The 14,764-nt window shown below is 42.6% G+C and carries 18 protein-coding genes, 1 tRNA gene and 1 other RNA gene; 13 read left to right on the forward strand and 7 right to left on the reverse strand.

The genetic code is table 11. The features are described 5' to 3' along the window. Nucleotides 1–11: 11 nt before the first annotated feature. Nucleotides 12–96, forward strand: a tRNA-Leu gene (locus WC958_03390). Between the two features lie 127 nt (nucleotides 97–223). Here the strand turns inward: WC958_03390 and WC958_03395 are convergent. From WC958_03395 to WC958_03410, 4 genes are all read right to left on the reverse strand, one after another. Beyond that, nucleotides 224–1,165: a nuclease-related domain-containing protein gene (locus WC958_03395; GenBank protein MFA5629281.1), complete on the reverse strand. Its 942-nt coding sequence runs from the start codon at nucleotides 1,163–1,165 to the stop codon at nucleotides 224–226. Between the two features lie 209 nt (nucleotides 1,166–1,374). Continuing rightward, complete coding sequence (locus tag WC958_03400) at nucleotides 1,375–1,785, reverse strand: helix-turn-helix domain-containing protein (protein ID MFA5629282.1); 411 nt, start codon at nucleotides 1,783–1,785, stop codon at nucleotides 1,375–1,377. Between the two features lie 137 nt (nucleotides 1,786–1,922). Further along, on the reverse strand, nucleotides 1,923–2,066 hold the full coding sequence (locus WC958_03405) for a DUF5679 domain-containing protein (GenBank protein MFA5629283.1): 144 nt from the start codon (nucleotides 2,064–2,066) through the stop codon (nucleotides 1,923–1,925). Between the two features lie 160 nt (nucleotides 2,067–2,226). Further along, nucleotides 2,227–3,210 (reverse strand): hypothetical protein, encoded by a 984-nt coding sequence (locus WC958_03410; protein MFA5629284.1) that lies wholly within the window; start codon nucleotides 3,208–3,210, stop codon nucleotides 2,227–2,229. A gap of 225 nt (nucleotides 3,211–3,435) precedes the next feature. Here WC958_03410 and WC958_03415 point away from each other — a divergent pair, with 225 nt between their 5' ends. The 12 genes from WC958_03415 (at nucleotide 3,436) to WC958_03470 (ending at nucleotide 12,735) form a co-directional block, all read left to right on the forward strand. Then, a complete protein-coding gene (locus WC958_03415; protein ID MFA5629285.1) occupies nucleotides 3,436–3,930 on the forward strand; it encodes a hypothetical protein in 495 nt (164 codons plus the stop codon). 62 nt (nucleotides 3,931–3,992) lie between these two features. Next, nucleotides 3,993–5,360, forward strand: a complete 1,368-nt coding sequence (locus WC958_03420) for an MBOAT family O-acyltransferase (protein MFA5629286.1) — start codon at nucleotides 3,993–3,995, stop codon at nucleotides 5,358–5,360. 19 nt (nucleotides 5,361–5,379) lie between these two features. Further along, on the forward strand, nucleotides 5,380–6,483 hold the full coding sequence (locus WC958_03425) for a hypothetical protein (protein MFA5629287.1): 1,104 nt from the start codon (nucleotides 5,380–5,382) through the stop codon (nucleotides 6,481–6,483). Nucleotides 6,484–6,611: 128 nt separating this feature from the next. After that, nucleotides 6,612–6,767, forward strand: a complete 156-nt coding sequence (locus WC958_03430; protein ID MFA5629288.1) for a hypothetical protein — start codon at nucleotides 6,612–6,614, stop codon at nucleotides 6,765–6,767. 4 nt (nucleotides 6,768–6,771) lie between these two features. Continuing rightward, nucleotides 6,772–7,179: a gamma-glutamylcyclotransferase family protein gene (locus tag WC958_03435; protein MFA5629289.1), complete on the forward strand. Its 408-nt coding sequence runs from the start codon at nucleotides 6,772–6,774 to the stop codon at nucleotides 7,177–7,179. Nucleotides 7,180–7,373: 194 nt separating this feature from the next. Then, nucleotides 7,374–8,036, forward strand: coding sequence for a 50S ribosomal protein L25 (locus WC958_03440; GenBank protein MFA5629290.1), 663 nt, complete (start codon nucleotides 7,374–7,376; stop codon nucleotides 8,034–8,036). A 29-nt stretch (nucleotides 8,037–8,065) separates the two neighbouring features. Next, on the forward strand, nucleotides 8,066–8,989 hold the full coding sequence (locus tag WC958_03445) for an ATP-binding cassette domain-containing protein (protein ID MFA5629291.1): 924 nt from the start codon (nucleotides 8,066–8,068) through the stop codon (nucleotides 8,987–8,989). Continuing rightward, complete coding sequence (locus tag WC958_03450) at nucleotides 8,982–10,196, forward strand: ABC transporter permease (GenBank protein MFA5629292.1); 1,215 nt, start codon at nucleotides 8,982–8,984, stop codon at nucleotides 10,194–10,196. The genes WC958_03445 and WC958_03450 overlap by 8 nt, the downstream gene beginning before the upstream one ends. A 73-nt stretch (nucleotides 10,197–10,269) precedes the next feature. Continuing rightward, complete coding sequence (locus WC958_03455; GenBank protein ID MFA5629293.1) at nucleotides 10,270–11,112, forward strand: amidohydrolase family protein; 843 nt, start codon at nucleotides 10,270–10,272, stop codon at nucleotides 11,110–11,112. Between the two features lies 1 nt (nucleotide 11,113). Then, the gene (gene thpR / locus WC958_03460; GenBank protein MFA5629294.1) at nucleotides 11,114–11,707 is read left to right on the forward strand and encodes an RNA 2',3'-cyclic phosphodiesterase; all 594 of its coding nucleotides are present in this window, start codon (nucleotides 11,114–11,116) and stop codon (nucleotides 11,705–11,707) included. 75 nt (nucleotides 11,708–11,782) lie between these two features. Further along, the gene (locus tag WC958_03465; GenBank protein ID MFA5629295.1) at nucleotides 11,783–11,995 is read left to right on the forward strand and encodes a hypothetical protein; all 213 of its coding nucleotides are present in this window, start codon (nucleotides 11,783–11,785) and stop codon (nucleotides 11,993–11,995) included. Nucleotides 11,996–12,027: 32 nt separating this feature from the next. Beyond that, nucleotides 12,028–12,735 carry a ComF family protein gene (locus WC958_03470; GenBank protein ID MFA5629296.1) on the forward strand — a complete coding sequence of 236 codons (708 nt, stop codon included), beginning with the start codon at nucleotides 12,028–12,030 and terminating at the stop codon, nucleotides 12,733–12,735. Between the two features lie 161 nt (nucleotides 12,736–12,896). On the opposite strand, the gene WC958_03475 is transcribed toward WC958_03470, so the two are convergent. From WC958_03475 to ssrA, 3 genes are all read right to left on the reverse strand, one after another. Further along, entirely contained in the window at nucleotides 12,897–13,280 is a 384-nt protein-coding gene (locus WC958_03475) for a protease inhibitor I42 family protein (GenBank protein ID MFA5629297.1), read from the reverse strand. Nucleotides 13,281–13,319: 39 nt separating this feature from the next. After that, entirely contained in the window at nucleotides 13,320–14,054 is a 735-nt protein-coding gene (gene radC / locus WC958_03480) for a DNA repair protein RadC (protein ID MFA5629298.1), read from the reverse strand. Nucleotides 14,055–14,400: 346 nt separating this feature from the next. Continuing rightward, nucleotides 14,401–14,755, reverse strand: a transfer-messenger RNA (tmRNA) gene (gene ssrA, locus WC958_03485). Nucleotides 14,756–14,764: the final 9 nt, after the last annotated feature.

The raw sequence follows: 14,764 nt of genomic DNA on the forward strand, positions 1-14,764 counted from the left end.
CTTGTTGGAAAGCCGAGGTGGCGGAATTGGCAGACGCAGCGGACTTAAAATCCGCCGGAGAAATCCTTGAGGGTTCGACCCCCTCCTTCGGCACCACCGACAAAGAACCTCAACTTCAAACTTTTAACCCTCGAATTTGCATTATACGTCCATTCATGACAGTTCCAAGAGACAACCGGATGCCTCTACTGGCTGTTATTAAAACATTTTAATTGATTAATTATTAACTGACAGAATTACGGTTTTTGAAGAATAGTCTAGACGTGTTGCATATTTTACACTGGATGTAAAATTCGTTCTTACGCTTATTTAATCTTAATAGGGCATTACACCCAGGGCAACGTTCTTTAATTGATTTTGTCTTATCACATTTATTGCATTTAAAGTAGTAACCATGTTTTCCGTACATAATACTCAAATCATCACTGTTACAATTAAAGCAATAAATCCCAGTTCTTGCTTTTGAAATTGGTAAGGAACGCTTTGCTTCAATATTCTTCGTGGGAATGCTGCCTTTTGCTGTATGTCGAGAACATAGAAATCTGGCAAGTTCGTTTTTTGTGTCGAAATCAAGTTTAACCGGAAAGGGTTTTGAACTAATTATTAAAACTGAGTCAAGTTTTTTATATTCTTTAATAATATTATTTATCTCACTGGGGATTAAATCAGCTTTAAAAACATTATCATTTTTTATATCACTAGGTCTATCAATTACACCGGTATCCGATATTGCCACAAGTATATCAATGGGAATTTTTTCATAAGTATTACGCCCAAAAAGTATATTAGTAAGCTCTTTCGTTGGTTTTAATCCACTTTCTATTAAATAGTTCCGTAAAAATGATGCTTGCCTTTTCGCTTGCTCAACTGGAGAGGCTAATCCAATGTTAAAATCAGTACGTTGCCATTCTCCAAATTCATTGATTTTTATCTCACCTAAAACACTTTTGCTTTCAACTATTATCATTCCGTAATCGTGAATTACCAGATGGTCAATTTGCGCGACGTCATTGTCCATTTCTAATCTAATACCGTTTATAATCAGCACATCTTTAGAATACTTAAATTCTCTGCTTAAATAGAAGGCCATTGTTTTTTCTGCATTATGCCCTGCTTTTGTAAATTTATCCGAAGAATTAATTGAGTCAACGTCTTTAATAATCAATCCGTCCCTCCAGAGGCTAACAACCAGCCGTCAATTATCATGTTATTACTTGTCGAAGCAGTTTACGTAATGATATTAATACAGGCTTGTTTATTATGCAAACTTTTGTAAAAACATATCCAATAAGTATGCCTTTAATAAGATTGCAGATGGGGTCGGATAATAAATTGAGAAGACCTTAACCAAATGTTGTCAGGGGTTGACAGTGGTTATTTTGCTTTCTTTTCGGAAACAAAGGGTTTTTTCCACCACGGAATTTTAGGAGTGGTCAACAGTTTTAATTGCTCTATCTGGCTTTCCAGATTACGAATACGTTCCGTTGCGATACCGAGCTGAGCGGCCATGCTGACGTTCTTTTCCTGAAGCTCTCGTAAAAGACTTATACTTTGCACCAGTGCCTCGCCGGGGTCATAGTTTGCCATCTGGGAAAGAACTTTTTCCGATTCATCGGATTCGGGGGTTTCTTCGGCAGGGCTTAAATCCGAAGGTAATTCCAAAATACGATACTCCTGACCGAACTGTCCTGTAATCAGCTCGGCCTGAATCCTTCCGGACTTAATGTAACGCCTGATGGTTCTGGTGGATACCCCCAGCGCCTCGGCAGCTTCGTTAATGTTCATATTTTCAAATACACCCATTGACAAGTCTATAGTTATTTTTCTTTTTTGTCAATGGGGTAAAGCACCATTATAAACACCGAGGCCGGACAAATCTCTATGATCAGTCCGGCCTCTAGGTTTTTCTTGTTTCCGTGAAACTACTGTGCTTTACCAATTTTGAACATCTTGGTGGCACAAACAGGACATACGCCCTGGGTTGCCGGGCGGCCGTTTTTCATGGTTATCGCTTTGGCATCTTTCATTTCTCTTTTCTCGCGACACTTCATACAATAGCCTTGCATTGGTTCCCTCCCTTTTTAGCAGTTTGTAGCTAGAATAAACTATCGCAAGGCTATTGTCAAGTATTTTGAGCGTAAAATCGGAGAAATTTATTTTTTACGATAGAGCCAAACGTAAAATAAGGGTGATTTCATGCATTAAAAACTTAAAAACCGGCTGGGGTTAATCTTTAACAACAGGGGCGAGCGGAAGCAGGAGTGTCTTACCCGGTTTTCTTTTGAGGTAAGATTTGGTGTAATTAACGGGGAAAGAGTAAACCACCTGCGCTTTGGGGTACTCCAAACAAAAGAGGAAGATGCCAACCGTTTGCGATTTGGTGCCGAAGGGACCGATTACCATATTAAAAGAATCCTTTATTTCGCGATAGATATCTTCAAGGACGGTTCTTGTTGAATGCGGATCGTCCGCGGGAACATCTCTTAATTCCACTCCCGGCTGGGAAAGCAGAAAAGCGTTATTGTTTTTAGCATACTCCAAGTATTCTTCGTTGTTATTTCGCGGAGGGTTTGTAATCAGGGCAATTGTGCGTACGGGATTAAAGTGTTTCCAGACCGTAAGCGAACGCTCCGGTTCAAAACCGAGGAACAATACCAAAACGGTTTGTTTTTCAAAAGAAATCGAACCGAAGAAATTTTGAACGGTGGAAATTTGCTCCACACCCCTGGTCAGCCTTGTCGGGGCATAGCTTTGTGTGGTATGGACAATACGCGGAATACCCAAGTTTTGTCCTTCGACCAAAAAATGCAGTAGCTCCAAAAGGTAAATTTTGGTAAAACCGCTTATGTCGAGGGTGATATGGGAGTCGTCAACGTCTTTCGGGCGACAGCGATTCCATATATTTTTAAGCTGTCCGATACCCTCTGCCGGGCTGTCGCGCTGGCAACGGATAACGAAAACACCTTCGGAGGTTCTTTTGCTGAGATGCCCTTGTAATTTCAGCATATTGGTTTCAACAACTTGCTGATAAAAAGGTTCTTCAATGGCAAAGATAATACTGAAACGCACACGATAGCTGGGGCCGGCTTTGGCGGCCGCTTGCAAGCATCTGTCTTCAAAGCTGGAACAACAGATAAACAGGTCGTCGGGACCGTATTCGTTAAGCCTGGTTAAATTCTCTATTTCAATTGGTTCTTCGTGTACCTTCATCGCTGTAAACCTCTATAACACTACCCCAAACACTTAAACGGATCTAATTGATAAAAGACACAGAGCTTTCACACAACTATAACTGCCCTAAGAAATATTGTCAATTATTTACAAAACCAATATTTTTGGAATTTAAGCGCTAACCAAACCGGTTTTGCCTCGTTATATTAGAGTGAGTTGTAAAAAACACATCAAAATAAACTAATTTATATTGAAGGAGAACAAATGAAAAAATTGGTACTGTTACTGCTTGGATTGGTCTTGTGTATCGGTACAGTAGGCTGCGACAACGGAAACAACAACCGGGGCAACCTGGAAGGAAATTTGGAAGACATACTGGCTAATATTTACGAAAACGCCAAAGTGGATGAATCGTTTAAAGAATTTGTTGAAAACGGATTGTACACAACTGAAATCACCTCCGAAAACGTCGGCTACTTTTTAGGAAAAGAAGGGTTGGAATTTGAATCGGGGATTGCCTCCGAACCGATGATTTCTATTTCTGCTTATTCATTATGCTTGGTGCGTGTCAAAGACGGCACCGATATCGCAAAAATGAAACAAGAGATTAAAGAAAACGCCGATCCGCGCAAATGGATTTGTGTCGGAGTTGACCCGCAAAATGTGATTGTCGATAATGTTGGGGATGTAATTATCCTTTTAATGAGTAATTATGAGTTAGAGGCGCTGCATAATTCGTTTTTATCACTGGGGAAATAGCTTCTAAAATTAAATAGGGATTATGCATGCTGTTTTCGAGTATTAGCTTCTTATATTATTTCTTGCCGGCAGTATTAGGGATTTATTTCATTACCCCTGCCAAATATAAAAACCTTGTTTTACTGCTGGCAAGTTTGTTTTTTTATTTCTACGGGGAGCCAATCTATTCACTATTGATGGTGTTTTCGATTGCCTCCGCATACCTGCATGGCTTGTGGATGGACAAGGCTCCAACCCAAAGACATAAGAAAATAGCTTTTATTTCATCGGTATCGTTTAGTGTCGGCGCACTGCTCTTTTTTAAATACCATCTCTTTTTTGTTAATAACTTCAACTCGCTGTTCGGAACATCAATTGTTCCGTTAAAGCTGCTGCTGCCGATTGGAATCAGCTTTTATACATTTCAGATTTTATCTTATCTGATTGATTTGTATTTCGGGCGAATCAAAGTCCAAAAGAACCCCATCAATTTGGCAACCTATGTCGCAATGTTCCCGCAGCTGATTGCCGGCCCCATTGTGCGTTACAGCACCATTGAAGCAGGGCTTGCTCACCGCACCCACTCAATCCCGGATATCGCCTACGGAATCAACCGTTTTGTAATCGGGCTTGCCAAAAAAGTAATCCTTGCCAACACCTTGGGGGAAATCGGTGTTTTATTTAACGGTGCCGATGAGAAAAGCGTGCTCTTTTTCTGGATGGCGGCAATCGCTTTTACATTGCAAATCTACTTTGATTTTTCGGGTTACAGCGATATGGCGATTGGTCTTGGGCGTGTTTTCGGGTTCAAGTTTTTGGAAAACTTTAATTACCCCTATATTTCCAAAAGCGTCACCGAATTCTGGCGCAGGTGGCATATCTCACTGGGTTCATGGTTTAGGGATTATATTTATATTCCGATGGGCGGTAACCGCGTAAGCCTCTTAAAATGGGGGCGCAATATTTTTGTGGTATGGTTTTTAACCGGTTTTTGGCACGGGGCGGAATGGAATTTTGTCGTTTGGGGGCTCTATTTTGCGGTGTTCCTTGTGCTGGAAAAATTCTTTTTAAACAAATTGCTCGGGAAATTACCGGGCGCCATCGCGCATTTCTATTTGTTACCGGTAGTAATTATCGGCTTTGTTATTTTTAATGCCGACGGAATGGGCGAGGCACTGATTAACCTTAAAGGGATGTTCGGGCTGCTTAATGTTCCCTTCGCCAATACCGAAACAATCTATTACCTTAAAAGTTATGGGTTTGTGTTTATATTGGCGGCTATTGCCGCAACCCCTTTATTTAAAAAGATAGCGGAGAAACTAAAGAGCTATACCTTCGGGGAAAAAACATTAAGCTTCTCCAAACCGGTGATAATGGTTGTGCTGCTTTTAATGTGTACCGGATTTCTGATTGACGGGTCGTTTAACCCCTTCATATACTTCCGGTTTTAATTGTAAATAGGAATCAAAAATGAATAAAAACATTTTAAATATTATTATGATTGGTTGTTTCGTTTTAATTACGTTCGGATTTATGTTTGTTAACGTTTTTAAGCCGAACGCAGATTTTTCCTTTGCGGAGCGGCGTAAATTATTGTCCGCTCCCCAATTTTCCGGTACCACGCTTTTAAACGGCAAATACTTTGACGACTACGAAAAATATTTCTTGGATCAATTTATTTTCCGCGATAATTTCAGGGGATTTACCGCTTTTACCAAATTGTTTTTGTTAAACCAGCAGGATTACAACGATATCTATGCGGTAGACGGAAACATTTGTAAAATAGAGTATCCGCTAAGCGAAAAGGCAATCTTAAACGCGGCACAAAAGCTAAATCAGGTCTATGACCTTTACCTGCAAGGGTTAAATGTAAACTACGCGGTGATACCGGATAAAAATTATTTTATGGGGCCAAGCTACGGAGCACCAACCATGGATTACGGGAAATTATTGGATATATTACAAAGCGATATCCGTAACATACAATACATCGATTTATTTAGCGGATTATCGATTAACGATTATTACAAAACGGATATCCATTGGAGCCAGGATAAGATTATCGGAGTTGCCGACATTTTAATGGCGGGAATAGGAAACAGCATCCTGCCTTCGGATTTTGGTTACACCATTAAGGAACTGGCGCCTTTTTACGGCTCTTTGCACGGTCAAGCCGCCCTAAATCTGCCCGCCGAAACGCTTTTCTATCTTACAAACGCGATGCTGGAGGAAGCGGTTGTTTTTGATTACGAAACAATGAAAAAGAGCTCAATCTACGTAACGGATTTATTCGAGGGGATTGATCCGTACGATGTGTTCCTTTCGGGGGCAAAGGCATTGTTAACAATCGAAAATCCGAACGCGACTACTGACAAGGAGCTGATTTTGTTCCGCGACTCGTTCGGCAGCAGTATCGCTCCGTTGCTTGCTTGCGGTTATTCCAAAATTACACTGGTTGATTTGCGCTACATAACTACCGATTTACTGGGAAATTATATCGATTTTTCCGCGGCTGACGATGTTTTATTTTTATACAGCACTCAAATTTTAAATAACAGTTTTATGTTAAGATAAAAATAAGAGTTAGCGAATTCGGGTTTATTTTTTGCAAACAAACGGGAATTGCGATTGCACATCTGGCAAGAAAACGGAAAAAGCATTATAATAGCCCGTAACGATAACCGAGATTAAAGGAGCGGGACATGTTCGAACTAACCCCACCTCTGATTATAATTGCCGGAATAATATGTGTCCTGTTAGGGGTAGTCGCAATGGTCTGGCCCAAAAAAGGCGTTTACGTCTTGGCATCTTGGCTGATTATTGTGGGGGTTTTGGCAATAATTTATTCACTGGAGTAGTGTTATGTATTATTTTGCTTATGCAACCAATTTGAATAAGCAGCAAATAGCGCTTATTTCCCCCCAAATCCGCCCCTTATACACCGCGACGTTACATAATTACCGTTTAGTTTTTACCGGCTGGACGCGCCAGTGGCGCGGCGGTACGGCTACAATCAAGCGTTCCGACAGAGATAAGGTTTTTGGCGCAATTTATGATGTCCCCGAAGAAGATTGGAGAAAACTCGACCGGGCCGAGAATTGCCCCGGTGAATACGAGCGAATCAGGGTTATTGTCAATAACGAAGACGGGGACGCAACGGAAGCCGTAACCTATATTAAAAAAGACTTGGTGCGGGCGGAGGAATCCAAACCGTCTCCGGAATACCTTGCGCTGATACAGCAGGGTTATAAAGACTGGCGGCTTGTCTAACCCAACCCAAGTTTCACGGGTAATAAGCTGAGTTTCCCGTTTAAAGAATTTGATTGGATTTAAACCGATTTTATACGATAAATTGACATAATATTAACACTTTTCTCGATTACCGATTGCTTTTAAGTGTGATTCCTGTTTTAATTGTTAGCGACGTAAATAATGTAAATAGTATAATAAAAAGGAGAAATGATATGAGTGATATAAAATTAAAAGCGTCAAAAAGAACCGTTTTTGGTAAACGAACAAGATATTTACGCAGGCAAGGAGTTACCCCCACACATGTTTTTGGGAACGGAATTAAATCCCTTGCCCTACAATGCGATAACGACGAACTCAAGAAATTGATTACACGTGTCGGGGTCACCCGCTTGATTGACCTTCAAATAGAAAAAGAAAGAAAACCGCGCCACGTTTTTATTCGTGAGATTCAACGCGATGTTCTGAGCGGAGAATTGTTGCACGTTGATTTTTACCAGGTGGATAAGACGGAAAAAATGACCGCCGAAATCCCCATTATCCTTAGCGGCGAATCACCGGCTCTTAAAACGAAAACGAATATTATTGAACAACTGATTAACAGTATCCAGGTTGAGGCTTTCCCCGCCGAAATGCCGCCGCATATAGAGATTGATATCAGCAATTTAGCTCAAGACGGAGACTCTGTTTATGTAAAGGATATCGTCTTTGAAGATGATGTTGCAACGACAGCCGACCCCGAACAGCTAATCGCCAAAATCACCAAGATTAAAGCCATAGCTGAAGAGGAAGTTGAAGTAACGGCAGCCGAAGACGCGGAAACCGTTAGCACACCGGACTCTGAAGCAACAGATGAAACGGAACCTGCTGCGGAATAATTAATTTTTAAAGGTAATTCTTTAAAACTATGCAAAATAACGGCAAAGGAACGGCTGTAGCCGTACAAGTAAATAATATTTATAAGACGTACGGCAAAAAAACAGTGGTTTCCGATGTTTCTTTTTCCGTTGAAAAAGGCGAGATTTTTGGTCTTATCGGCCCTAACGGCGCCGGTAAGACCACTTCTATCCGTATGATGATGGATATTATCAAACCGGATTCGGGCGAGGTTTACATTCTCGGTGAAAAGTTCCGCGAAGAAACCAAAAACAAAATCGGCTATCTCCCCGAAGAAAGGGGTTTGTATAAAAAACAAACCGTTACGGAAACCTTAAAATATATGGCGTCGCTTAAAGGCAATGCCGTATCCGATAAACGCATCGAAGAAATGCTAAACCGTGTCGGAATGCTCCCTCACAAAAACAAAAAAATCGAGGAAATGAGCCGCGGCATGGGGCAGCTTATTCAGTTTTTGGTAACCGTGATTCACAACCCGGCCTTGATAATTTTAGACGAACCGTTTTCGGGGTTGGATCCGGTTAACACCGAAATTCTGAAAGGGTTGATTTTAGAACTCAAAGAGGAAGGCAAATCAATCATTTTCAGTACGCATCAGATGAGCCAGGTTGAAGAACTTTGCGACCGCCTTTTTATGATTAACAAAGGGGCTGAGGTTCTTTACGGTAACTTAAATGAAATCAAGCGCAAATACCGCGCCAACTCTGTTTTTATTGCTTACGAAGGGGAAGCCGGTACCTTAAAAGGGGTCACCGAAAGCCGCCAAAAAGACGGCTACACCGAATTTTTCCTTGATTCAAAAACGCTACCGCAAGATTTGCTGCAACAACTGCTTGATAAAAAAGTAATGGTAACCCGCTTTGAAGTCGGGACGCCGAGCCTGCATGAAATCTTTATCCGCATAGCAGGAGCGAACGGAGACGGCAATGGGTAAAATAAAAACCATTTTCAAGCGCGAACTGTTAAACACCGTAAAAAGGAAATCGTTTATTTTGGTTACGGTTGCTTTCCCGCTGTTGGGGCTTTTGGTAATCGGCGGGATTGGCTTTTTCCAGAGCGCCGAAGAAGGCCCCGTTAATGATATCAGAATCGGTTATGTCGATGAGCCGGGGGATTTTAACGGTAATTTAACATACGGCAACGTAACGCTTGTTCCGCAGGAAGATTGGCAAAGCGCTTTTGATAATATGTCAAACGGTTTAATCAGCCAATTTTTTGTTATTCCCCGGGATTACATGGCTAACGGCAATATATTAAGATATACCTTTTCCAGAGAAGTCGATGTCCCTTACGAAGTTTACAACACTATTGAAATGTTTCTGCTTAATAACATTCTGGAAGGGAAAGTCGATAGCAGCATCGCCAACCGAGTGGCTTACCCCCTTTTCCTAAGTAACTTTACTCTTTCATCCGGTGGTGAGGTTTCCGACCAGCAAGGCGGATTTGCCTCGGTTATTATCCCTTATATTTTCAGCTTATTATTAGTTATGGCAATCTTTACTTCTTCCGGCTTTTTACTCCAAGGGCTGGGGGAGGAAAAAGAAAACAGGGTAATGGAAATCTTATTATCCTCGGTTTCGTCAACACAGCTTATTACCGGTAAAGTGCTCGGGTTGGGGTGTGCCGGGCTGATTCAGATTGGGGTCTGGCTTGTTTCCGCCAGAATCCTTGCCGATATGGCCTCGACTTCAATCGGCGGGATATTAAGCGGGCTCTCAATTCCAACCGATTATTTGATTGTCAGCCTTATTTATTTTGTGACGGGTTATCTTTTATTTGCCATCATTATGGCCGGTGCCGGTTCCATCGGCGCTACCGCCCGTGAAAGCCAACAATTTTCGACAATCTTTACCCTTATGGCAGTAGTCCCGTTTTTCTTTATGATTCAGATTCTGGAGTCACCGGCGGGCGCTTTAGCACAATTCCTCACCTTCTTCCCAATAACCGCCCCAATAACGGTTATAATGCGAATGGCGGTTATTGATATCCCGATCTGGGAACTGGGCGTAAGCATTGCAATTATGGTCGCTGCCATTTTTGGCTCAATTTTGCTGGCCGCCAAGATATTCCGCACATTCCTTTTGATGCACGGCAAAACACCGAAACTGGGTGAAATTATAAAGACGTTAAGACAGGCCTAACAAAACAGACGGGCGGACAATTCGAAAACAGGGATTGTGCTTCAACCCCCGTTCTGTTATTATCATCTCAATTATGATTATTGATTTTCATACGCATATATTCCCGCCGCAGATAATAAATAACCGCGATTATTACGGTCAAACCGACCACTGCTTCGGCACGCTCTACAGTAACCCGAAAGCAAAACTGATTACCGCCGAAGAGCTTATCGCAAGCATGGACGATTGCAAGGTGGATATCTCGGTGGTGCAAAATATAGGCTGGACAACCCATGAACTTTGTGTTGAAACCAATAATTATATTCTCGAATCAATCCAAAAATACCCCGACAGGCTAATCGGTTTTTGCAGTGTCCAGCCCTTGTCAATGGGGGAGGCAATCGAAGAAATCAACCGTTGTGCCGCCGGTGGTATGCGCGGGGTGGGGGAATTAAGACCGGATGTCCAAATGCTGGATATCGCCGACAAAGACTTTACACAACCCCTTGCGGATGCGCTGGTTAAAAACAATATGATTCTGCTTACCCACAGCTCCGAGCCGGTCGGGCACCAATACGCGGGGAAGGGAACCGTAACGCCGCATATGCTTTATTCTTTGATTTACAACCACCCCGAACTGACAATTGTCTGCGCCCATTGGGGAGGGGGGTTACCTTTTTATGCGCTGATGCCCGAGGTTGAAATTGCAATGGAAAACGTTTATTTTGATTCGGCCGCTTCACCTTTTCTTTACAAACCGGCAATCTATAAACAGGTTAGCGCAATTATCGGGGAGGATAAAATCCTTTTCGGGAGTGATTATCCCTTAATGCCCCAATCCCGTGTTATCAAAGAAATACTTTTAGAGGATTTACCGGATATTACAAAAATGAAAATACTCGGAGAAAACGCGCGTAATCTGCTAAGGATTAACTAATTTGGAAATAATACGTGCCTTTATTGCCATTGAACTCCCGCAAAGCCTAAAAGAAGAACTTGCTAAATTACAGGAGAAACTAAAAGCAAACACCTCGTGCGTCAAATGGGTTTCACCTGACAGCATTCACTTGACCCTAAAATTTCTTGGTGATATCGAAAAAACAAACGTAAACCTAATCGCAAGTGCGATGGACGAAGCCGCAAGAAAAATAAGCCCCTTTAGTTTATGCGTTGGGGAGCTGGGAGCATTCCCCAACAGCCGGAGGATACAGGTAGTCTGGGTGGGGCTGGAAGGAGCCTCGGACACCCTGGACAAACTCTACCTCAGCCTTGAATCCGAGGCAGAAAAAATCGGTTTCCCGCCTGAAAAAAAGGCCTTTAAACCGCATTTAACGCTGGGGCGCATTGGCATGCACGTATCTGAGAGTGAACGCCAAAAATTCGGTGAGCTTGTTCAAAAAAGCAGCGCTAACATCAGTTACACATTTGAGGCAGCCGATATCAGCCTAATGCAAAGCACGCTGACACCGCAGGGCGCAATTTATAACAGGCTACATAAAGCAAACTTTACGGGCGCTGATTACAATCGTTAGCCCATCGTTAACCTTGTAAAAAAATTATTAACTGATGTATACTCTTAGCAATAAATTGGCCGGGAGGTGGATTTCGTGGAACAATTCAACTATCCAAAATGTCAAAAATGCGCTAACGGAAATTTAGTACCCCTTTCTGATTTCGGCGGACAAGGTGCATCCATTACCTACAAAGCATGGGTCTGCACCAATCCCGATTGCGGTTACAATCTGAAAATCAGAAACGGGGATATTTATATTAACGAACCGATCTTCAGCGGTGCTAACAGCCGCTCACGACAAGGTTAATTATAAAACCAACCGCAAATCAAAATTTTCAAATGTTACCTATCTTAGGCAAATTCAAACGGATAGCGCTGGATTTGCTGTTCCCTTTGCGCTGTATTGAATGCGGTAAAGAAGGTAATCTGATATGCCAGGATTGCCGCGCCCAACTGCAATGGATATCGGCGCCGGTATGCTCCTTTTGCGGTGTTGACAAACCCATTGACAAACCTTGTACAAGCTGCCCGACATTCAAACCGGTTATCGACGGGGTTCGCGCCCCGCTGCGCTACGAAGGCATTATTCGTTCCGCCGTGCATCAATTAAAATACCGCAACCTTAGGGCCATTGCCATCCCTTTGGCATCCGTAATGGCGGATTACCTTGCAAAAAATCCTTTGCCCTATGACATTATTATGCCTGTACCCTTGCACTTCAAAAAACTGCGCGAACGCGGCTATAATCAATCCGAGTTACTGGCTAAGGAAATTGGAAAAATTACGAGTTTGCCGGTTAATACAAAATGTCTTATTCGCATTAGACAGACCCCTGCACAAGCCATGACAAAAGGGAGAGATGAAAGGTATGTTAACCTTACCGATGCCTTTTCTTGTCTTAATAACGACACAGTGGGGAAAAGAGTACTGTTGATTGATGATGTGGCAACGTCTTGTGCAACTTTGGATGCCTGCGCACAAGCGCTAAAGTCAGCAGGTGCCGTTTCCGTTTGGGGTTTTACACTGGCCAGAGATATCCGCAAATAATAATGCCTTAAAACCGGCACGGCCACCTCCTCAGAATAGCCCCGGAGGCTTTGTAATTCAAAATAAGCCAAGGGCTAATGTGATAAGTGGGGAAACAACACAACAGATATCGAATCGCCGTAAAACGCATTTAAGCCCGCATTCCAACTGAACCGTTCTGTTTAGGAAACGTTAATATTAAAAACAGCTTTATTATCCGCTTCACCGCCAATGGCCCGCTGATAATTCAAGGTGATTTTAAAAACACCTTCTTTTAAGGCCTTAAAGCGGAGATATTGCGTTCCGCCGGCACCGAGTACCATTCCGTCTGTTGGATCTTGTTCGTAGTTATCGGCAACCAGTTCGAATTCCGCATTTTGATAAACAGGCATCCACGAATAACCGGTGGTCGGGTTGGAATCAAGGGCAATCACAAATTCACCGTTTACTTTTACTTCTATCGTATCGCCGGTATTAGTGTACGTTTTGATATTTTCTCCGCCGCAGCCGACCGCTGCCGCTAAAAACGCCGCTATTAAAGTAACCATCACCAGTATCCTCTTCATTTCGTTTACCAACCTTTCCGGTAAGGCAATTTTTAAAAACTAAGGTTCGTTGAGGCTCCTTGCTTTAAGTTCCAAGAATCCCTCTTCGTAACGGCAAATTAAACCCTCACCGCTAAAACTATAATACTTATTCTCACCGATTACAATATGGTCTAAAACCTTCAACCCGACTGTTCCGGCCGCCATTACCAAATCGCGCGTCAAATCCTTGTCGCTCCGGCTGGGGGTGGGGTTACCGGAGGGGTGGTTATGAGCAAATATCATCGAAACAGCTTTGTGTTTGATGGCGCTTTCGATTACTTCGCGGATATGAACCACACTGCTGTCAACCGTGCCTTGGAACAAATCCTCGATTGCAATTATTTGATTCTGGCTGTTTAGATAGAACACCTTAAAGATTTCTTTTTTTAAGCCGCTCATTGAATGATAAAGATAATCAAAGACTTCTTGAGAGGAAGAAAGGGATTGTTTTTCGATTACACGATCTTTAAGGTATTGTTTGGCTACTTCATGAACAAAGGCAATTCCGAACGAATTATGCGGACCGATGCCGCTTATTTGTTGCAATTCCTCGGGGGAGGCTTCCAAAACGCCCCGCAGTGTTTTAAACTTTTTGATCGCTTCTTTGGCCTGTTGCTTGCAATCCTTTCTGGGGGAGCCCAAAGTAAGCAACAACTCGATAATTTCGTAGTCGGCAAACCCTGTAAGCCCGGACGTAATAAATCTCTCGCGTAATCTTTTTCGGTGCCCGTCTCGATTTATTTCATCTGCCATTCCGGTTCTCGGTATCGTTTATTATCACAATCAAAAAGATATCTCCGTTTTAAAAAGGATGCGTAATTCTAGCACAATTTTTACGGGATTTGCATGGGTGGAGAACAGATTGATGCAAAGATAATTATTAAAAATAAGATAAAGACGTTCGGGCTAATCAGATTGAGAAGATTTCCCGTATCCGTCCGCAGATTGCAATACCGATTTTGGAAAAAAGAGCGCAATAAAAGAGCGAATTAAAAATGAGATGATACCTTGAGGCAGGTAAGATTTGATATTGACAGGTCTATTTTTTATTTCAGGCCAAAAACAAAGGGGTTACACGCCTGGGCGTGGAATATACGTTTGGTGGAGACGGGGGAGAATCGAACTCCCCGTCCAATAAAGACTGTCCTGAATATACTACAGGTTTAGTTAGCAGATTAAGCTCACCTTACCGGCCTCTGCTAACCGAGTTCGGTAAGGCCAGCCGATGGATCTTTCGTTACTCGTATCGGCATTCGGTTAACGGCACCCCGACATCTCGACACCCAATCCCTACCCGCCGGGGTGAGGTAGAGTTGGATGCGCTAGCTGTTTTTAGCCAGCGAGAACCATTTCAGGTTCGCCATTTATGTTTTTGCCACCTTTTTAATGAGAGCTGCGACAATCTCAACCTGCAATCCAGTAACTAACCTTTACTGTCGAAACCTTGCGTCCCCATATTCAAC

Source organism: Dehalococcoidales bacterium (genome assembly GCA_041656115.1).
Taxonomy (GTDB): domain Bacteria; phylum Chloroflexota; class Dehalococcoidia; order Dehalococcoidales; family UBA5627; genus UBA5627.